This is a genomic window from Flavobacterium sp. UBA7682 (assembly GCF_002482945.1).
Taxonomy (GTDB): domain Bacteria; phylum Bacteroidota; class Bacteroidia; order Flavobacteriales; family Flavobacteriaceae; genus Flavobacterium.
On the sequence record NZ_DLGY01000045.1, the window covers coordinates 137,243 to 157,225 of the forward strand.

Annotated in this window: 23 protein-coding genes and 1 tRNA gene; 9 read left to right on the forward strand and 15 right to left on the reverse strand. The window is 32.0% G+C overall.

The window, feature by feature from the left end; genetic code table 11:
• Positions 1-131 precede the first annotated feature (131 nt).
• Positions 132-1,124 carry a tRNA dihydrouridine synthase DusB gene (gene dusB / locus B3C16_RS13560; protein ID WP_291132608.1) on the forward strand — a complete coding sequence of 331 codons (993 nt, stop codon included), beginning with the start codon at positions 132-134 and terminating at the stop codon, positions 1,122-1,124.
• On the opposite strand, the gene B3C16_RS13565 is transcribed toward dusB, so the two are convergent.
• Both B3C16_RS13565 and rbfA read right to left on the reverse strand, forming a co-directional pair.
• Positions 1,121-2,320 (reverse strand): ABC transporter permease, encoded by a 1,200-nt coding sequence (locus B3C16_RS13565; RefSeq protein WP_121312103.1) that lies wholly within the window; start codon positions 2,318-2,320, stop codon positions 1,121-1,123. The two genes, dusB and B3C16_RS13565, sit on opposite strands and share 4 nt — an antisense overlap.
• Positions 2,321-2,431: 111 nt before the next feature.
• Positions 2,432-2,824, reverse strand: a complete 393-nt coding sequence (gene rbfA, locus B3C16_RS13570) for a 30S ribosome-binding factor RbfA (RefSeq protein ID WP_121312104.1) — start codon at positions 2,822-2,824, stop codon at positions 2,432-2,434.
• A 183-nt stretch (positions 2,825-3,007) separates the two neighbouring features.
• On the opposite strand from rbfA, the gene mce reads away from it, so the two are divergent.
• Both mce and B3C16_RS13580 read left to right on the forward strand, forming a co-directional pair.
• Positions 3,008-3,409, forward strand: coding sequence for a methylmalonyl-CoA epimerase (gene mce / locus B3C16_RS13575; protein WP_291132611.1), 402 nt, complete (start codon positions 3,008-3,010; stop codon positions 3,407-3,409).
• A 108-nt stretch (positions 3,410-3,517) separates the two neighbouring features.
• Positions 3,518-3,591: transfer RNA gene (locus B3C16_RS13580), tRNA-Ile, on the forward strand.
• A gap of 136 nt (positions 3,592-3,727) precedes the next feature.
• Here B3C16_RS13580 and B3C16_RS13585 read toward each other — a convergent pair.
• The 4 genes from B3C16_RS13585 to B3C16_RS13600 form a co-directional block, all read right to left on the reverse strand.
• Positions 3,728-4,618 (reverse strand): BT4734/BF3469 family protein, encoded by an 891-nt coding sequence (locus B3C16_RS13585; protein ID WP_291132613.1) that lies wholly within the window; start codon positions 4,616-4,618, stop codon positions 3,728-3,730.
• Between the two features lie 5 nt (positions 4,619-4,623).
• A complete protein-coding gene (locus B3C16_RS13590; RefSeq protein WP_291132615.1) occupies positions 4,624-6,162 on the reverse strand; it encodes a DNA primase family protein in 1,539 nt (512 codons plus the stop codon).
• Positions 6,150-6,494, reverse strand: a complete 345-nt coding sequence (locus tag B3C16_RS13595) for a hypothetical protein (RefSeq protein WP_291132617.1) — start codon at positions 6,492-6,494, stop codon at positions 6,150-6,152. The genes B3C16_RS13590 and B3C16_RS13595 overlap by 13 nt, the downstream gene beginning before the upstream one ends.
• Positions 6,495-6,751: 257 nt before the next feature.
• Entirely contained in the window at positions 6,752-7,762 is a 1,011-nt protein-coding gene (locus B3C16_RS13600; RefSeq protein ID WP_291132619.1) for a hypothetical protein, read from the reverse strand.
• A gap of 104 nt (positions 7,763-7,866) precedes the next feature.
• Here B3C16_RS13600 and B3C16_RS13605 point away from each other — a divergent pair, with 104 nt between their 5' ends.
• Positions 7,867-8,103, forward strand: a complete 237-nt coding sequence (locus tag B3C16_RS13605; protein ID WP_291132621.1) for a helix-turn-helix domain-containing protein — start codon at positions 7,867-7,869, stop codon at positions 8,101-8,103.
• Here the strand turns inward: B3C16_RS13605 and B3C16_RS13610 are convergent.
• Entirely contained in the window at positions 8,090-8,224 is a 135-nt protein-coding gene (locus B3C16_RS13610) for a hypothetical protein (RefSeq protein WP_291132623.1), read from the reverse strand. The two genes, B3C16_RS13605 and B3C16_RS13610, sit on opposite strands and share 14 nt — an antisense overlap.
• A 225-nt stretch (positions 8,225-8,449) precedes the next feature.
• On the opposite strand from B3C16_RS13610, the gene B3C16_RS13615 reads away from it, so the two are divergent.
• A complete protein-coding gene (locus B3C16_RS13615; protein WP_291132625.1) occupies positions 8,450-9,058 on the forward strand; it encodes a hypothetical protein in 609 nt (202 codons plus the stop codon).
• Between the two features lie 106 nt (positions 9,059-9,164).
• Here the strand turns inward: B3C16_RS13615 and B3C16_RS13620 are convergent, their stop codons facing one another.
• Genes B3C16_RS13620 through B3C16_RS13645 form a run of 6 tightly spaced genes read right to left on the reverse strand, consistent with a single transcriptional unit; the run spans position 9,165 to position 14,387 of the window.
• Positions 9,165-10,217 carry a hypothetical protein gene (locus B3C16_RS13620; protein ID WP_291132627.1) on the reverse strand — a complete coding sequence of 351 codons (1,053 nt, stop codon included), beginning with the start codon at positions 10,215-10,217 and terminating at the stop codon, positions 9,165-9,167.
• A 1-nt stretch (position 10,218) separates the two neighbouring features.
• Complete coding sequence (locus B3C16_RS13625) at positions 10,219-10,971, reverse strand: NARF domain-containing protein (RefSeq protein WP_291132629.1); 753 nt, start codon at positions 10,969-10,971, stop codon at positions 10,219-10,221.
• A complete protein-coding gene (locus B3C16_RS13630) occupies positions 10,958-11,425 on the reverse strand; it encodes a Mov34/MPN/PAD-1 family protein (RefSeq protein ID WP_291132667.1) in 468 nt (155 codons plus the stop codon). Before B3C16_RS13630 ends, B3C16_RS13625 begins: the two co-directional genes overlap by 14 nt.
• Positions 11,425-13,089 carry a ThiF family adenylyltransferase gene (locus B3C16_RS13635; protein WP_291132631.1) on the reverse strand — a complete coding sequence of 555 codons (1,665 nt, stop codon included), beginning with the start codon at positions 13,087-13,089 and terminating at the stop codon, positions 11,425-11,427. The genes B3C16_RS13630 and B3C16_RS13635 overlap by 1 nt, the downstream gene beginning before the upstream one ends.
• The gene (locus tag B3C16_RS13640) at positions 13,090-14,070 is read right to left on the reverse strand and encodes a nucleotidyltransferase (protein ID WP_291132634.1); all 981 of its coding nucleotides are present in this window, start codon (positions 14,068-14,070) and stop codon (positions 13,090-13,092) included.
• Positions 14,071-14,072: 2 nt separating this feature from the next.
• Positions 14,073-14,387, reverse strand: coding sequence for a DUF3892 domain-containing protein (locus tag B3C16_RS13645; protein ID WP_291132636.1), 315 nt, complete (start codon positions 14,385-14,387; stop codon positions 14,073-14,075).
• Positions 14,388-14,495: 108 nt separating this feature from the next.
• Here B3C16_RS13645 and B3C16_RS13650 point away from each other — a divergent pair, with 108 nt between their 5' ends.
• Genes B3C16_RS13650 through B3C16_RS13660 form a run of 3 tightly spaced genes read left to right on the forward strand, consistent with a single transcriptional unit; the run spans position 14,496 to position 16,288 of the window.
• Positions 14,496-15,098, forward strand: coding sequence for a hypothetical protein (locus B3C16_RS13650; RefSeq protein WP_291132638.1), 603 nt, complete (start codon positions 14,496-14,498; stop codon positions 15,096-15,098).
• Positions 15,088-15,492 carry a hypothetical protein gene (locus B3C16_RS13655; protein WP_291132640.1) on the forward strand — a complete coding sequence of 135 codons (405 nt, stop codon included), beginning with the start codon at positions 15,088-15,090 and terminating at the stop codon, positions 15,490-15,492. The genes B3C16_RS13650 and B3C16_RS13655 overlap by 11 nt, the downstream gene beginning before the upstream one ends.
• Entirely contained in the window at positions 15,479-16,288 is an 810-nt protein-coding gene (locus tag B3C16_RS13660) for an ImmA/IrrE family metallo-endopeptidase (RefSeq protein ID WP_291132642.1), read from the forward strand. The genes B3C16_RS13655 and B3C16_RS13660 overlap by 14 nt, the downstream gene beginning before the upstream one ends.
• A 66-nt stretch (positions 16,289-16,354) precedes the next feature.
• Here B3C16_RS13660 and B3C16_RS13665 read toward each other — a convergent pair whose 3' ends face one another.
• Together B3C16_RS13665 and B3C16_RS13670 are read right to left on the reverse strand one after the other, a co-directional pair.
• A complete protein-coding gene (locus B3C16_RS13665; RefSeq protein ID WP_291132644.1) occupies positions 16,355-17,575 on the reverse strand; it encodes a site-specific integrase in 1,221 nt (406 codons plus the stop codon).
• Between the two features lie 689 nt (positions 17,576-18,264).
• Complete coding sequence (locus B3C16_RS13670; RefSeq protein ID WP_121312106.1) at positions 18,265-18,855, reverse strand: riboflavin synthase; 591 nt, start codon at positions 18,853-18,855, stop codon at positions 18,265-18,267.
• Between the two features lie 60 nt (positions 18,856-18,915).
• On the opposite strand from B3C16_RS13670, the gene pdxA reads away from it, so the two are divergent.
• Positions 18,916-19,962 (forward strand): 4-hydroxythreonine-4-phosphate dehydrogenase PdxA, encoded by a 1,047-nt coding sequence (gene pdxA / locus B3C16_RS13675; protein WP_121312107.1) that lies wholly within the window; start codon positions 18,916-18,918, stop codon positions 19,960-19,962.
• Positions 19,963-19,983 lie beyond the last annotated feature (21 nt).

The window sequence follows — 19,983 nt, forward strand, 5'->3', positions numbered from 1 at the left end:
TTCAAATTTAATGTTTTTCCTTATATAACATTACTTTGTTTCTAATTTTATTTCATCCACTCGAAGATTAATAATCATTTAAGGGTTATTAATAATAGATTTTTACCTTTGCAAAAAATTATATTGACACTATGCCCAAAATAGGCAACATCATATTACCTGATTTCCCTTTGCTCCTTGCACCTATGGAAGACGTGAGTGATCCGCCATTCCGCAGACTTTGCAAGTTACACGGCGCCGATTTAATGTACTCGGAATTTATCTCTTCTGAGGGATTAATTCGCGATGCGATGAAAAGCCGAATGAAATTGGACATTTTCGATTACGAACGTCCGGTTGGGATTCAGATTTTTGGTGGCGATGAAGAAGCGATGGAAATGTCTTCAAGAATTGTTGATGCTGTCCAACCGGATTTAGTCGATATTAATTTTGGTTGTCCGGTAAAAAAAGTGGTTTGCAAAGGCGCCGGTGCCGGCGTTTTAAAAGATGTTGATTTAATGGTGCGCTTGACCAAAGCCGTTATCAAAGGAACTTCTCTTCCGGTTACGGTAAAAACACGTTTGGGTTGGGACGAAAATTCAATTAATATTGACGAAGTCGCCGAACGTTTACAAGATATTGGTGTACAAGCTTTAACGGTTCACGCCCGAACTCGTGCTCAGATGTACAAAGGTCATTCTGATTGGTCACACATTCAACGCATTAAAGAAAACCCAAGAATTAAGATGCCAATCTTTGGAAATGGTGATATTGATTCGCCTAAAAAAGCATTGGAATACAAAAATAAATACGGCCTTGACGGTATGATGATTGGTCGCGCTGCGATTGGTTATCCTTGGATTTTTAACGAAATCAAGCACTATTTCAAAACCGGAGAACATTTGGCACAACCTACAATGGCAGACCGAATTGAAGCCGCGAGAAACCATCTCACTTGGTCTATGGACTGGAAAGGCGAACGCGTGGGAATTGTAGAAATGCGCCGTCACTACACCAATTACTTTAAAGGAATTCCCAACTTTAAGGAACACCGTTTAAAATTGGTTACGCTGGAATCTGCTGAATCTTTGTTCAAAACTTTGGATGAAATTCAAGACGTTTATTCCGGTTTTCAGTTTGTTTAATCCAACAACTTTTTACTTACTCTACTACTCGCAATCCAACTGGAAATAAAGCCTAAAGATACAATCGTCAAGAAGACTATCACTACATTTTGAATACTAAAGACTACAGGATAAGCTAAGGTTTCGGTAATCATAACCAAATTAAATTGTTGCTGAATCACCACAATAATTACGCCCAAAAGTAATCCAATTATGCCACCAAAAAGACTCAGCAAACTGCCTTGCAACAAAAATATTTTCTTCAAATCTTTGATCTCGGAACCCAAATTGTAAAGCGTTTTTAAATTACTTTTTTTATCCAAAACCATCATAATCAGTGCGCCAATTAAGTTAAAAAGCGCAATAATAATCACCAAAGTAAAAATCAAATACACGGCAATATTCTCGGTATTCAACATTTTATATAAAGTAGCATTTTGTTGCGCTCTGTTTTTGATATCGACTTTATTTTGAAACAAAGTATTCAGTTTTTCAATAACTATTTCTTCTTCTGCTTCAGGTTTCAGTTTAATTTCTACTCCCGAAATCTGATTGGCCTTCAATTCTAATAAATACTGCGCCAAAATCAAATCACAAAACACATATTTACTATCTAAATCCTCGCTGATGGCATAAATCCCAATCGGAATCAACTTCGCTTTGTTAAAGGCTTCGGCTTCACTTTCGATAACACCTTTGCCTTTTCTCGGTACGTAAACTTCAAAAGCATTATTAAAATCATAAAGTCCAAGAGATAACTTCTCCGAAATTCCATAACCAATCACTACTTGAACAGTATTGGGTTCCAACCATTTTCCGTTCACCAAATTTTGGTCAACCACGTTGGTTTTGGTAAAATTGACATCGACACCTTTTAAATAAGTGACTTGCTCTTTTCCGTCAAAAAAGAAAAGCACGCGGTCTTCCACGACTTTGCTGTAAGAAGCAACACCATCAATATTTTTAAGCTCTTTTTCCTGATTCGGACTAATAAAAAAAGATTTTCCGGAAATGGGATTGACTTTCAAATCGGGGTCAAAGTCATTGGAGAATGACAAACTAAAATCACGCAACCCGCTAAAAACAGAAAGCACCACAAACAAAGCCATGGCGCCAACAATAATGCCTACTGAAGCGATACCCGTAATAATATTAATAGCATTGTTTTTACTTTTGCTAAAAAGATAACGTTTGGCTATGTATAACGAGAAATTCAAATTATACTTATATTATTGGTTTTGGACAAATTTATTATTTCTGGTATAATTTTGAATTAAAAAAAATAATTGGGCAATTAGATTGAACAATTATTTTTTTAAATACGCCTTTTAAAATTTCTTGCGTTTGTCTAAAAGGTCACGATTTTCAATCGGATTCTCTTTTCCGGCCAAAGCATTGTCAATTTTTTCAATATAATCCAACGAATCGTCAATGTAGAAAGCCAAATTCGGAACTTTACGCAATTGTAGTTTTACCCTTTGCGACAAATCGTGTTTGATTAAAGGTGCATTGGTTTTAATGGCTTCCAATAAAGCTGCGGCCTTGTCTTGTGGAAAAACACTCAAATAAACTTTGGCAATAGACAAATCGGTAGTTACACTCACTTTTGAAACTGAAATCACCAAGTTAGAAATGCCGTTTTTACGCACTTCTCCCTGAAGAATATCTACCAAATCCTTTTGCAATACACTGCCAATTTTTTTCTGTCTGTTCGTTTCCATAGCGCAAAAATACAATTTTAAATTTTTATAACGCCCAGAAGCGAAAGTTTTGGCATTTTCAGCCGGCCATTTTCCCGCTATCCGCTCTACTTCGTGCCGCTTCTATCGGGGCTAAATTAAAAACCACGGCATCCTTGCGGACTTTGCAAAAACTTTGCGAACTTTGCGGTTAAAGTACAAACCATGAGAAAAATAGAACATATAGGTATAGCGGTAAAAAGTTTAGAAACGTCAAACCTCCTTTTTGAAAAACTCTTCGGAAATCCGCCTTATAAAGAAGAAGAAGTCGCCAGCGAAGGCGTAAAAACTTCCTTTTTTATGAACGGCCCAAATAAAATAGAACTATTAGAAGCCATCAATCCCGAAAGCCCAATCGCTAAATTCCTGGAAAAGAAAGGCGAAGGCATTCACCACATTGCCTTTGATGTGGAAGATATTATTTCAGAAATGGAACGTTTAAAAAATGAAGGCTTCATTGTATTAAACGAAACACCTAAAAAAGGCGCTGATAACAAGCTGGTTGCATTCTTACATCCGAAAGGCACCAACGGTGTTTTGATTGAGCTTTGTCAAGAAATCCAATAAAAATAGTTGCAACGAAACAAAAATAGTAGTAATATTGCAACCTCAAATAAAGCCCAGACTTTATTCACTGAACACCAAAATAAATATGGAATAAGTGAAATATTAACCGGTCCTATAGCTCAGTTGGTTAGAGCACCTGACTCATAATCAGGTGGTCCTTGGTTCGAGCCCAAGTGGGACCACTAAATGGAAATGAAGCACTTACAAACAAAAACGTAAGTGCTATTTTTTTGCTTGTTGCACACAGTTCACACACAACATCATTAAAAGCATAAAAAAAGGCCTCAAAAATGTAATTTTTGAGGCTTTTTCTTTTTCTTAAATTAAACCATATTGTTCGGCCCAATGAAAGAAAGTGCCGATGGAATAATCATAACGAGCATTTAAGCAATCTGAAAATTGTTTGTCAACTATATCAGGATGATATTTGGGGTGGTTTTGCGACACGGAATCAAACATTCCTCTGCCTTCTTCACCAAATTCATTCGCTAAGGCACATCCTATCTGAAACCATTGGTCATATTTTTCTGTGATGTCGATTGAAGTCTTCTGAATTTTATTAATAATTTCAATTACTTTTCTTTTTGTAAAATTCTCAGAAACGTTAATTTCTATTTGTGAATTTGAATCTTCGGATAATCTATTTTCAATAATTTTTCTATAATCAAAATATTGAAAGAACATTTCAGGGTTTTCATTAAAATAAGCATTTGGATCATGCGAATAACCCCTAAGCCTAGAGACGTCAGCACACGATTTGTCTATAACAATACCCAATTTATCAAAACACATTTTTAAAGCTTCAAAATGTTCCTTATGTTTTTCTGGGTATTTAATTGGGATTATACAAAAAACCCCTTGACCACTAACAGATATGCCACAATATGCCACATTCAATATGTCTTTTAATTGATTCTTTAATTCTTCAAAATTTGTTATGCTTGGGTTTTCTTTAGAATCGATGTCAATACAAATGAATTCACTATGTTTTATTAGGCAAGATGCTTTCCTTTGAGTGAATGTTCCACTAATTGTAACACCTGGCAACTTAGACTTTAATTGACTTCGTTCATCTTTGTTTTTAACTGTTCTAATGAATTCGACATCTTTTTTTAAACTATCATCATTAAGCCAATCCCAAAGGCTTATAGTAGCCTCTGGAATTGGTGACATGTAGTTTTTAAACTTACTTATATAAATATTTTTCATAATTTTTAATTTTTTAATATATCATCTACCATTCCTGGAAACGGCACTATTTCAAGCATATTATCTTTTTTTTCAATCCAGACATAAGTGTAATTATTTGTGCCTTTATATTTAAATTCTACCTCCATTTCCTTCAGCCGTTCGCTAAAGTTATTTTGAGTAAATGCACGTTGACCTGTTTCAGAGCAGTAAAGCCTATAACTACTATATAAATCTTTAAGTCTAATTTTAGTTGTAGTTGATTTTATCCAATTTTCATCTTCAAGAAATAATGAAACACTATTGCTTTTTTTACGGTAGTTATTATGATTTTCTTCAACAACTTTTGATTTAGAAAATCCTTTTTGAATAATTAATCTATCTAATCCTTCTAATATTAAATTGAAAACTCCACTTAGCTCATTTTCAATAATTTTTTTAGATAAATTAATGTCTTTCTCTTCTTCGGATATTTTTTGGTTAAAAGTTAATATCAATGGTCTTCTAAAAAATGCATCAGTATGCTCGGCACTTGGGAGAGTATTAGCATTGAAAATGAACTTACAATAATCCGTTATAGTAACAGGCTCTTTGTAAGGTGATCTAGCTTCAACAGGTTCGCCTGAAACTAATTTTTTGAAAATTTGCAGATTAAATTTACCATCAGATTCTGAAGCATAATTTAGGAGTTTTGAATCTATTTTAATTCTGTAATATCCATTATCATTACATAAATTTTCCATTGAAAAAGTTGTAACATTTTCAGTCCCTAACAATGCAGTGACAATTTCAAAAAAAACTGACTTACCATTTGATCCTGGGCCATATAGAATAAGTATTTTTTCCAATTTCATATTTTTAGTAAAAATATAACCCAGATATTCAAACAGAATTTTTTGACTATCAATGTCAGGAAGTACTCTATGTAGATATTTCATGAAAATAGGAGCAGTAGCTTCGGGATTGTATGAAAATGGTAATTGATATTTAAAATAATCTTCTTTATTATGCGGTTTTAGTTCACTTACTTCACCTAGATTATTTCCCCGTACATGAAAAGTCCCATCTTCTAGATTAATTTTGATTGTACTTCCGGCACTTTCATTTTTATGTAGTGATGCTGCAAAAATAAATTGAAAAAATAGTGATTCATTATTAAGTACATTTTTGGCGTAGAGTTCTTCAATGCCACACTTTATTGCTACTTGGGCCAAAAAGTGTTTAAACAACTTTTCATTTATTTTTTCCCAATATCTTTTATTATATATGAAAATGAAGTTATTCTCACAGCCAATACTCAAATCCAAACGGTCACTAACTTCTAAAAGCTTTTCTACAATCAAGACATTTTCTCCGCCCTTTATTATTTTTTTCAAGGCATACTTTTCTTCTTCTGTGTAATTAAAAATTTTAGGTATGGCTTCCAGTATTTTGTTTAAAGGTTCAACTCCAAAAACAGACTTGATAATTCTCGGCCTGTAAACTTCATTAAGATTATTATTTTTGACGTTTTTATTTATTTCCGTTAATTCTTCAAACACTTTATTTAAATCTATTGACTCCATACTTTTTTATGTTTAGGGTTAATAGAAACTATTTGATTGTCATTCTTCTTTGCAATTTGTGTTTGGATCCATTTTTCTAATTCAACTGTATTAAATACAAGTTTGTTATTGAACCGATAAAATGGAATTTCTTTTTTGGCAGTAAGTTTGTATAACTTAGATGCTGAGATAATCATTCCATTATCTTTTAAAAAATCAATGGCTCCATTAAAGGATAAGTTTTTGGGAAGTGCTTTAGCGGAATCTGACTTTGTTATGATCTTGTGAATCTTTTCTACTGACATCAACAGATAGTCAACCTTGTCAAAAAGGTTTTCATAAGTTGTTTTCATTTTTTTATGTTTTTAATTGCTCACTTATTGTGAGTTTTTGCTTTCTCCAATAATGTGGTTCAATCATAAATTGAAAGTATTCTCAAAGATTCCTTAACAAAAGGAGTCTCAAATCACTAATGAAAGTGTATTGAAATTTTTTAATTTTCTAGCATTCTTAAAAAATGACCATAAAGAAATTTTAAAATATAGAGTTTCAAGAAATGAAAAAGCCCTTCAGTAATTTGAAGGGCTTTTTAGAAAATTTTTGTGTTTAGTTATATTTTGGTTTGCTTTAAATTCCAATCATTGATACTACTTAAAGATGCTAATTCTGCTGTGGTTAATTTATCCTGGGCTATATCATCTTTATCTTCATTTCTATCTATTTCTGCCAATTTTTGTGCTTTTGCTTTTAATTCCTCCAGATTCTTATTGTAAATCTTTCTATCCGCTGCGTTTACTTTATCAGGATTAAAGTAGCCTCTTGTTAAGTTTTTCTTTTGTATTGATAATAAGACCGCAACATTTGTATTGGCACTTTTAATTAGTGATTTATATCTATTGACTAAGTCTTGTTCATTTTTGGATAATGTTTTAGGGATAGTTTTATAAATCTGTGCTAATACTTTGTAACTCAAATTATCGCATTGACCATAACTAAATTCAAATGCTTCCAGGTTTAAAACATAATACAATTTGGTATTTAAATTCTGTATTAACAGTTTAGTTTGTTTTTTAGTTTTATAGCTTTCATCATTGCCGGAGTAATATGAAACTTCACTATCATACACATAATCTATAATCATTTTTGAACTGTCAAATGGATTTGGTTTGTCTTTACGAATGGATTTAAGTATTGTATAATGTGGTTCAATGCCGGTCGTAGCAATAACTGTAAATTTATGTGTTTCTGGTATGTCGATTAGCTTTATATAATCTCCAATAGTATCATTTGGTGATTTTAGAATTGTGGCACCAAGGTAATATTTCTTCGCAGATTCAAGTAAGTTCGCCCGCTCATTACTATTGATCTTCATTAGCTTTTTATTATTTGTAGCGTTGTAACTATTCAAAAAGTTATTTAATCCATCATTGCATGTTTCCAATTTTGCTATCCCTTTTCTAACAAAGACAAATTGCTTTCCATTTTCTATATAATTCCACTTAGGAATATTACTCCAATTAGAATTTAATGTTTTTTCTGTTTTTTCGGTCGGCTGTTCATTTTGCCCTACACATGCTAACGACGATATTAATGCAATTGACGCCAAGAATAGTTTTTTCATATATGTATTTTATAAGATTTATATCACTTTCAAAGTTATACAAAAAAATAAAATGTTGTAATATATAATAACTTTTTTCATTGTTTAATTTGGAATATAGCAATGTGAATGAAGAGAATCAACATAGCGACAATGAGTACCTAATTGCATTGGGTAAAAGAATAAAAGAGATTCGCTTACAGAAGAAAATCTCACAAACTGAAATTGCCTATCGCTGCGGTTTTGATAAAAGTAATTACAACACAATCGAATCGGGCAAAAGAAACCCAACTATAATTTCTTTGTTGAAAATCTCTAAGGCTTTAGACATATCTATAACCGACTTATTTAAGTTTCAATAGTAGCAATAAGCTCCTCAATTGCTGAATTAAATTCTATATTATTTTCTTCTTTAAGCCCTATTAATAGCTCAATTTCAACTTCGTTAATGCTTACAATAATAAATTCTACAAATCCTTTCATGGTATAATAATTTTAATTTTTATTAATATCCAGAAAGAACATTCTATATAGGTAAAATGGTGATAAAAGTGAAGTAAGTGAGATGATTTTATAAAAACATTTTTATATTTTATTTTAATAATGCAATGTCATTATTAAGACATTTTATATAATTAACTTCACTTAATTCACTTATATACTTCAAATATTAATTTCTATTTTTACTAACTACATTAAATAAAAATTATGGTTAAGATTTTCAACGAAGCTGATAATCCTGAATTATCTGAAATTATTGATGACGTACACGAACTATTGATTTTACAATGTCAGCGATACATCGAATTCCATAATACAATTCACATTACAACATGGGATGAAGCCCATCACAGAATGCCTAATTATGTGGGTATTGCTGATGTAAGTTTCGGATTTGGAATCAGCAACCACTATTACCGTGGAAATCCCCATCGCTTTATCATAATCAATTGGGTTAAATGTACTGATGCCGAAATAGAGCCTAACGAATATAAAGCTATTATTATGCACGAACTAGGACATTTACTTAACAGCCCTGATTTTTTAGCGGAGCCGGATATTATATATTGTATGAAGAATAAACTTCCTTATGATAAAGATACCCATCAGCAGGTTAGGAATTCTAACGCTTTAAATAATGAGCTCTATGCGGATTCGTATGCTGTTTTATTTGGATATGGAGCTTCATTGCTTACAAGTATTGAGAAATACAATGCCATATATAGAGTTATTGAATACTATGACGAACGTGTAAGAAGCATTAACAATAATGTGCAACTGATTGGATTTGTTAAGCCAATTGTGCCTTTTCAATAAAAAGCACTCAACTTTGCATAGTTACATTGTGGGAAGTAAAAATCAACTTTTTAAGTAGTATTGAAAAGCTATTTTGGTACTCCTGTGCTATTATCAAGAATTCTTTTTATGATGCTGACTCCAAAGATGGAAAGTAATCAATAACATTTCTTTTGTCTATTTTAATGTCTTCTATCATTCTGAAACAAAACTGACTAATGCTACTCTTCTCCTCACTTGTTAAAGAGTTTGAAATTATATTGTTTGAATTGGCAGAGTCAACAATACGCATATATTCAATATTTGTAGCAATAAAGTAAATCACATCCAATAATGCTTTTTCAATATTATTTGATATTGATTTTTGCTCAAAAGCTTTCTTGGCTAACCATTCTAAATGGATAGATTTTATTCTTAAACTATTTTCTGTTTTCCACACTTTTAAAAGTTTAATTATTCGCTTCTCACGATAATTAAAAATAAGTGACGATAGCTGTTTTCGTGAATTTGTTTTTTTATAGGTTGGTTTTTCAAAAAAGCCAGTTTTGTTGACAAAAAGACAAGTATCATTATTTCCATTTTCTATTTGCCTTACAGGCACTATATCAATCCGTTTTATCTCGTTTTTTATTTTGAATTCCATACCAATTGAGTGTTTTTGTTCTCTTACACTTTCTAGGTTTTCATCCTTAAATTCGTCTAACACAAAATTAGAAACAGAGTAATATACATCCGAAAGAGTCCCAGAATCTTTTTTAAACTGTAATTGAATATCTATATCTGAGCCGGATATGCTAGTTCCTTTAGCAATAGAACCGTGAAATTTAGGCGCCATTGCCAAATCATTTTTAAATCTTTGATTTAGTTTGACTTTAACTTGTTCTGCCTTGCTTATTAGTAAAGCATTGTCATCTTTATAGTAGTCCAATGATTTATGAAGATAATTCGGGACACTATCAAATTTAGAAAAGACTTGTGTCATCTGATTATCACGGATAGACCCTAAAACAAAACCGCCAGCTCCACCAAATAAAGCACCTTTTCCGGCAGCAAAAGCAAGTTGCCCCCAATCGAATTTCTTATTTTGATTATTATTAAGTTGATTAAGAGCATTGATAAGAGCATTTCCTATTCCAAAGGCTACTGCACCGGTTTGAGCATATGTTTTAGCTTTATTCATACTATTCATTAATTTTTATTGCTTCAGAAAAACTCAATGTAGTCAAAATATTGTGATATAACGTAAATTTAGAATTAGCAAAGTTTAATTTGGGATTTCTATCTAATTGTTTAGTGGTATAAGCTACAAAACACACATCGTCATCAGCAGCAGAGTTTATTATATCAGTCACATCTTCCTGCTTAAACTCACCATCGCAATTATTAATAATAATTAAATCATATTCAGGTAAGTTGTCATATGATTTATTAATTCTGTAAACTACATTTTTAAACTTAAAGGTTTCAATTGTACTTTTTATTTCTTCCTGAGATTCTTCGTTTTCACTAATCACGATAATTTTCTTGGTGTCTTTTAAACGTCTTTCAAATTTTTGTGACTGTATTAATTTAATAATATCTTCTCTTTTCTGTTCAACAATTGTTTCTATTTTTTCCGCAATTGATTGATTGACTTTTTTCTTAATACCCCAAAACATTAAATAAATTCCATATAAGGAAGAAGGAATGCCTAAAATAAGGATCATTGCAAAAAGATTTCTGACATCTTTATACTTCTCATCGATGTCCTTAGCCAAATCATTTTGTGATTTTTGATATTCCGCTTTGTATACATTCTCAATATTTATTTTATAATTTTCTAACTGAGTAACCCTGCCTTCAAGTTTCACAATTTTGATTGAATCAATTTCTTTTGCACTCATGGTTAAAACTGTGAAAAGGGCTATAAAAGCAAATAATTTAATTTTTTTCATATCTGTATAATTTATTTTTAAATTGAACATAAAAGCCAAGTTCAACTTTGGCATTATTGTAACCTATAATCAGCATTACAGGATTCTTAATTGATACTCCGGGATGATTTGCAATCGAATTTATGGCGTTAATATCTGTGCTGCTAGGTATTGGTAAATTATTTGGATGAGTGTGCCATTCTCCAAGGTAATATTTCTTGGGTTCTTCCTCATAAAATTGTTTTAATTTGTCATTTATACCTACAGTATCTCTCTCAAACAAATATGGAGTTCCCTTAAATTTATTTGGCAGGATTGTATCCGTTATACTCAAGTGAGTCTGTTCCTTTGAATAGTTGCCAATTAGAAAACCTCCAAATTCATTAGGATAATGTTGTATCCCAATGTCAATGATACTTGATAACAAAGTACCTTCAATTTCTAACGTTAATCCTAACTCATTAATTCTATACATCAAAATTCATCTAATTTTATTGAAAATATATCTTCGTCATTCGTTTTTAAAACAAAGTTTCTTAAACTTTTACTATTGTCACTCATTTTTCGGTTAATGTGTTTTATAGCAAATTGAACCAAAGTGTTTATGTCGTTGTATGAGGCTTTGAAAGTTGGACTCCAACATCCGGTGGGGTTGTGATTATCCTCCAAGTCATTCTCTAACACATTTTCGTATTGATTCATTACCCAGTTATAACTGCTTGGTTCGACAGAACAAACAAGTTCTTTGGCATTATTGGTTATTGATAATGTTATATACCTATTCAATTCTAACTTACTCAAAATATACAGCAAATCATTATCTGTGGAGCAATCTATTATAATATCATAATGAAGCAGTCTTCTCTGCAGGTCATGAGTAGTATTAGTTAGTCCTTGCGATACTTTTGTATCAACATGAAACATCTTCACATCAATTATCCCAACCTCAATAAAAGGTGAAATTGAGAACAATTCGTTGGATAAATCGTCCGGTTTATTGCATATTCCTGTCAGAAATGAATATTCGGACCGACAAACATTTTCAGGTTCTTTAATGTCATGGTCAACCACATCGATACTTGTGCAGCCACATCTTGCGAATGTAGTTGCAACCATACTGCCTATGGCACCGATACCAATAATAAGTATCTTACTTTTTGTAATCTTTTCAGATAATTTACCCCGCCCAAAAAAATAATCATATGAACAATTCTTCGTGATGCCCCATGTAATAATTTCATCGATAAATCCGCCTTTCCATACTTTGTCTTCTTTGTAAGACTCAATTGGGAATTTTCCAATTTCTAAAATAGCAACCTCCCAGTGTATTTCTGTATCGGATATCCTATAACCTATCAAAAAGGGTATAGGGTTCCCTTTCAATTTTAAATTGCTTTTCTGAACATCGTAAAGGAAAGTAAACACATCCTTACTAACCAGGCTTTCTAGATCTGCCCAATTATTGATTATAAACTTCCCCATCCTCGCTGGGGGATTGTCTAAAAAAACATATATGCCAATATTTTTATTAGGTAATTGTTTTACCGCACTACTCCATTTACATTCTGCTACTTTTTTACTTGAAGGATCCCTAAATTCCTGAATAACGTGATTGAAAATAACTTTTTCATAATACAATCCATTATTTATTTGCGAGTATTCAAAGAACCCAAATTGATTTTTGTTAAAGACGTAATCTACTTCTGTGAATAAAAAGGAAAAATGTTTTTCCTTAAATTCTTTCGGTTGCAGAATCAAATGTTCATAATGATTGTCATTATCCTTATTCAAGTAATACTTCCAAATCCATCTTTTTAATGAATTAACGTCAATTTCAACTTTTTTCTTTAAATCAATCTGGTGGGAAGTATGCCTGCAGATAGAACCATCGCCCATGACATGGCCATACAACAAATATTCAGTATTGGAAAAAGTAATAGATTCATTATCCAGCCTTTTTAAGGGATATTCGGGATAAATCTTAACGTCAAAAGACAAATATTCTTCCATTGACTCGATTTGGACTTTAATCTTTCCAACTATATTAAATTCCAAATCTGAACTAAATGGAATTTCAATAGAAACTCCATCTAGTTCAGAAAAAATTTGTTGGATTAGGGTTAGTCGTTTATCCATCATTTAACCGAACCTTTCATTTTTTGGTGGATTAGAATAAAATCCATTTCCTTTATTTTCATATTTGTTATCACTTTCTTCCTCCTCAACAAATTTTGCATTTTCCGGGAAATAGGTTTTGATGTTTTCGTCATTATCCTCAATTCTTTCAAGCATATACTTCATGTCATCAGAAAGGGTCTGTCTCTCTGATGTGGTCAAAGTCTCAATCAAATCATTAGAGTTGTTTCCTGGATCTTTCAAAGTGAAACTCTCACCCGTAACTTCGTCACGGATGTATTGCAAAACAATTTCCAATTTACTCCATAAGTTACCCGATACATCCTTATTGTCAAAAGCCTTAATTGTAATCAGTTCTAAAAAAAATGATTTTGTAGGGTAATTATACTTAGTGTTTTTCCATACTTTTAATAGACGAATAATTTTTCTGATAGAATCTTTTTCGGTAGTTGCTCTATCTTTGATATTCTTAATTTGAGCCTGTACATTAGTTTTGATTCTCTCACTACCTGCGTCAAAATTTCCATACTTGTAGTAAACATAAAGATTAAGATTCTCATCGTCCTTATATTGATCCTGGTTTAGTTCACGTCCTGGCACAACATCGATTTTTACGACATCACCATCGGCATCGGCATAAAATTCTATGCCTATTGAAACTTTTTGCTTTCTGACTGTTGCCTCATCTTTGTATTTCTCATTTAGAAAATCAAAAACGTCTTCATACATCTGCTTTAATGTCCCATTGGAGCCAAATGCATTTCTTTTGAAAGGGCACACCATATCAAAATCAAACTTAATGTTCACCGCCGTGTTTTTTGCGTAAGAACCGGAATTAAAGGGAGAGTAAATATTACTTTCATATTTCTTCTCTAAAGCTTCCTTAACTTCTTTGTTCTTGTCTTTGTGCTTATTCAAAAGCTGTTCTTCTTTGGTAATTTGATGTGTTTTAATTACCGAGTCTAAGTGTAAATTCTTGTCCATAATTATTTAATTGCTTTCATTGATATTAAATTGTCTAAATTGTCTTTTGGAGTGGCATTTGCTTCGCTCCTCAAATATTCTTTTCCGAAACCTTGAACATAGGTTACTTTGGACTTTATAGTCCAACCAGGGTAACCCCATACTATTGTCCGAATAACATTTCCTTTTTTCAATAACGCTATTGTACTGGCCTCTGATGTTTTTTCACCTATTTCCCATGAATCTCCATCATTTACCGAGTGTAACATTACATGCGTAATATCGCCACTTTTATCTTTCCATACACCAGATATCACATAATTTGCTGACCTGCTCATAATTTTATTTTTAAGTTAAACCTCTTATATACATTGTAATGCTGTAAAAATTCAATAAATTGCCATCGCTATGGAAATTTTTTCTAAAATTTAAGCATTACAATATAAATGAGTTCAGTTAATAGAAAAGTTGCAACTTTTGATGAGAAATGCAGAGCACTACAGGAGGTCTATACTTCGGAGTTCTACACTGCTCTTTTCAAGCATGCTATAATTCGACTTAAAACTGTTTTTAATATAAAGTATAACAAGGAAAGAGGATTTAGAGGTGTCATGATTGAAGATATAATTAATGATACTATAGAGTCATTTTTAAGAGATGGCGGCCGTCAATGGTATCCTGAAAAATTTCCTGACTTTCGTAAGCAGATTATAAGTGGATTGGATAGTGTAATTTATAATACATTGAATGCGGAGCTTGAAAAAGCAAGTGACACATTTGAAATTTTAGAAAATGATTCTGATATGTCTGAAGATGACGAAAAGTATCAGTCATTATTGTCGGCATGTCATATAGAGTTGGAATCAATGGGAGCAACAGATAACGAATTACTGCTCTTTGAGCCATATATCATTAACGAAATGAAACGGAATGATTTGTCACAATTACTCGGAATAAGTAATGAAGAATTAACAAATATCAAAAAACGATTAGATCGTAAACTACCTCTTATCCAGGAAAAACTGAAAGTTTTGAATTATGAAAAATAAATTCATAAAAAAAATAGACGAAGCGATTATCTCTCAAATCATTGAAGGAGATTCTAGTACATATGATGAAATTCTTAAAGCGGATGGTCATAATATTACAGATATAGAAAATTATGCTGAAAAGAATTTCCGCAAACATTCTTTTTTATTAAAAGGAATAATTAATAAGCAAAAAGATTTAGTTCTATTAGAAAAAGCTTCACTTTTATTGCAAAATGCAATTGAAAAAAATATTGATAAGCCTATTAGTTATTTAAAAGGATTGATTGCCAATAATCAATTTCAAGTTCAATATCGCAACCTTGATAATTTAGGTATAGAGGAAATAAAAGAAATAATAAAAGATCAAAACTTATTGGAATTATTGGAGCAGTTAGAAGATGGTCAAAAATAGAAGAGGTTCAAATAGGGCAAAAGTTCTATTAGAAGAAATTGGCTTTGATGAAATTACAGATATTCCTATGGATATTTTTGTTGCCGCACTTGGAGCAACATTAATAGAAGAACAATTACCAAGCTCAGACGGTAAAATTATCAGAGGTAACTCCAAAACCTTAATAAAGATAAATTCCAATATTCAATTCGAAGAGAGAAAACGGTTTACCATTGCTCATGAAATTGGACATTATTTACTGCATGACAAACTGGATTTAGAAGTGCACGATGAAACGTCCAATACCCTTAATTGGTTCAATAGTACTGAACAACAGGCAAAAAAAGGAATTCAGGAATGGGAAGCTAATGATTTTGCATCGGAACTTTTAATGCCAGAAGATGCAATACGAAAAGCCACTTACCGCAAAAAATTCTCGCCAGATTTAGTAAAAGAATTATCAGAAAGATTTAAGACGAGTTTGACTTCCATTATTTACAGATTGTTATCATTAAACATCTATCCGCTATTCGTTATTTTTATTAATAATGGAACGGTTAAGTATTGGAGTAAATCAGATGGTTATTGGTTAAGGATTAAAGACATTACCAAATTAGGGCCTCCAGAAGACTCTGTTGCGCAAGAATATATTGATGCTAAATATGAATTTCTGTATTCAGGGAAAGATAAAGCTCAACCAATATATAAATCAACTTGGTTCGAGTTAAAAGATGAGGAAGATGATAGTGATTTTTTTGAATATTGTATTCCATACAAACAGCTTAAAACCATAGTAAGTGTTGTTTGGGAAAAATAAATTTGTTGGAGATTTTTTGAACTCGAAAGTTATTTAGAATTGCCAACTATGTATAAATAACAATATCTAAAAATTAGTCAAAAACTCAGCATTTTTTATTCTCTCATCCTTTTCAAAACTAGCTAAATAACTTTCTGTAGTCTTCAAATCATTGTGACCTAAACTTTCACTTATAAAAGATATATTAGCTCCGCTACGTTTCAATACAGTAGCATAGCTGTGACGAGCTGTATATGTGGTTATATCTCCAATTCCTAGATGGTTTCCGATTGCCTTCATTCTAGCATTAATTCTTTTAGTAAGGCTCTTTGTGATTTTCTTTCTCTCTTCTGCGCTTTCTTTCCCATTTAAAAATGGAAAAATAAAACTATCTGGTTTTGGTTTATTTCCATAGAGCAAAATAATTTCTTTCATTTCTGTAGTTAAATAAGCTCTGATTTCTTTTCTTGTTTTAACAGTGTTCTCTGTCTTTTGACGGATGAAACAAATTTCATCATCCTTAATGTCTTTGAATTTGAGCTTAATCAAGTCTGCAATATTTATTCCGTTACAGAGATAAATAAAGAGCCATAAAGATTTATATTTTTGGGTTAATTCATTCCCATCGCTAAATTTATATATTTCACTAATTTGTAAAATTGTTAAAGCCTTTTTCTTTCCTTCAGATGTTTTGATTTCATATTTTCCTTTACCAAAAGGATATTGAGTGTCTTTAATAATTCCTGCTTTTTTTGCGACGTTCATAATGGTTCTAATCTCTCGCATATACATCCCGATGGTAGAATAAGTTTTATCTTCTAACATTTGTTTTTCAAACCTTTTGAGCCAGTCAATGGAAATGATTTCAAATGGAATTTTTTCACCGCCAAATTTCTCAATACAATTTAAGGCATTTTGAGACATATCTTTCGAGCCTATTCGATCATCATTTTTTAAGTGTTCAATTCTCGACTTAAAAGCAACATTCAACGTGTCGATATGTCCTTTACTTAATCTAAGGTTTAACGCATCAAATGAAAAACCGCCTTTTTCAGCTAACCCAAGAACGTTCGACCTCACTAGCGAAAAGCTATTTTCAACACTTTCCCGGATTTCTTTTAATTGCTTATTCTTTGTATTTGGAAGAATATCCCATTCTTCGATTTTTAAATCTTTACCAGTAGAATAATATTTTCGAACTCTTTTGTATGTAACTCTTATTTTTATTGGATAGGCTCCACTTTTATTAATTTTTCTATTATCAATCATTGAAGCGATTGTAATTCCATCTTTTGAGTAACTAAACATATTGAATACTGGTTTTTTTGTGTGAACACACGGTTTGCACACAAATTTAGAAGAAAGATGAAAAAGTATGAAAATAATTGAAAGTTATTTTTATACATTTGCCGCTCATTGAATTGTTTGTCTAATCGATGAAATTCTTTGAAAGAAAATGAAAATGTCCAAGTTGTGACTCATAATCAGGTGGTCCTTGGTTCGAGCCCAAGTGGGACCACAACAAAAAAAGATCTCTATTGAGGTCTTTTTTTTGTCTGATTAAAAACCTAAAAGAAAAAAAATTCGTTTATTTAGAATGTGCTTTTGTCATAATTTTTAGAAAAAAAACGACAATCTGCCGTAGAATAAGTACTTTTAAACATTAAATTTCTATTAACATAACGGATTAAATAATTAATTTATTTTGGTGATTAGATTTTTTTTATACTTTTACGCACTATGAAAATTGTCCCGAATAGAATAATTGTCATTCTGGTTGTGTCGTTGTGTAGCTTAGCTACCTACGCGGCACCTATTGAACCACCGCAGCCTTCAACGCCGCCGCCGCCGCCAGGCTTGCCTTTGGACGGAGGCATATTACTATTGATGATTATTTCATTAGGTCTCGGACTATACAAAATTCACAAACTAAACATAAAAAAAGCATCCCATTAATTCGGATGCTTTTTTCTTTTTAAATGCATAAAAGTTAAAAGTTACTGTCTTAAAGAATGCAATCTCGCAACGTATTTTCCCACAACATCAAATTCTAAATTTATTTTTGAGCCTATTTTAAAAGTTTTAAAGTTAGTATGCTCAAAAGTATAAGGGATAATCGCCACACTAAATTCATTTCCTTTGGAATTAACAACAGTCAAACTAACTCCGTTAACCGTTATTGAACCTTTTTCGATCGTAATGTTGTTTAATTTACTGTCGTATTCAAAAGTAAAATACCAACTGCCGTTTGCCTCTTCTATCAGTTTACAAATTCCGATTTGGTCTACATGGCCTTGAACTATATGACCATCAAGTCGGTCTCCCAATTTCATGGCGCGTTCTAAATTGAGCAAATCTCCTGTTTTCCAATCGCCGAGATTCGTTTTTTCTATAGTTTCTCTAATAGCCGTTACCGTATATTCATCATTATTAATGGCCACTACCGTAAGACAAACTCCATTGTGCGCGACACTTTGGTCGATTTTTAATTCATGGGTTATCGAAGAGGAAACCGTTACGTGAATATTGTCATTATCTTTTCGTATTTCTTTGACTATTCCAAGGGTTTCAATTATTCCTGTAAACATTATGGTTTTATTTTACTAAATTTGCACTTCAAAATTAGCAATAAATAACTAGTCCTTCTTATGAAAAAAGCAGAAAATATAATCGTTGGAATATCCATTGGAGATTTAAACGGTATTGGAAGCGAAGTAATCCTTAAGACTTTTGAAGACTCCAGAATGCTGGAGCTTTGCACACCGGTTATTTTTGCCAATGTAAAAGTGCTTTCATTTATCAAAAAAACACTGGAACTTACGGCTCCATTACATGGTATTGATAAAATAGAGCAACTAGTCGTTGGGAAAATCAATGTCTTGAACATTTGGCGTGACGGTGTTGATTTGAATTTTGGGCAAAATGACGAAAACATCGGAAAATATGCTATAAAATCATTCGTCGCTGCTACCAAAGCCTTAAAAGAAAACCAAATTGACGTTTTAGTCACTGCACCAATTAATAAATACAATATCCAATCAGAAGAATTTAAATTTCCGGGTCATACCGATTATTTAGACAAAGAATTAGAAGGGAATGCTTTAATGCTAATGGTTCAAGATAATTTAAGAATTGGTTTATTAACAGATCACATTCCGGTAAACGAGGTAGCCAAACATTTGACTGAAAAATTAATCATTCAAAAAATTGAAACCATCAGAAAATCTTTGATTCAAGATTTCAATATAAACAAACCAAAAATTGCGGTTTTAGCTTTGAATCCACATGCCGGGGATAACGGTGTGATTGGAAAAGAAGACGATGAAATTTTGAAACCTACATTAAAAAAATTGTTTGAAAAAGGCACTTTGGTTTTTGGGCCTTTTGCTGCCGATGGTTTTTTTGGCAGTAATCAATATGAAAAATATGATGCCGTTTTGGCCACTTATCACGACCAAGGGTTAATTCCGTTTAAAACTTTGTCTTTTGGAAATGGTGTTAATTACACGGCAGGTTTAAATAAAATAAGAACTTCTCCTGATCATGGAACGGCATATGAAATTGCCGGAAAAGGAGTTGCCGACTATAATTCGTTCAAGGAAGCGGTTTATACAGCGATTGACATTTATAATTCTAGATTTCAACACCTGGAAATCAGCAAGAACCCCTTGAAAACAAAAGAAAAACAGTTATAAACAAAAAAATGTTCATAAGGT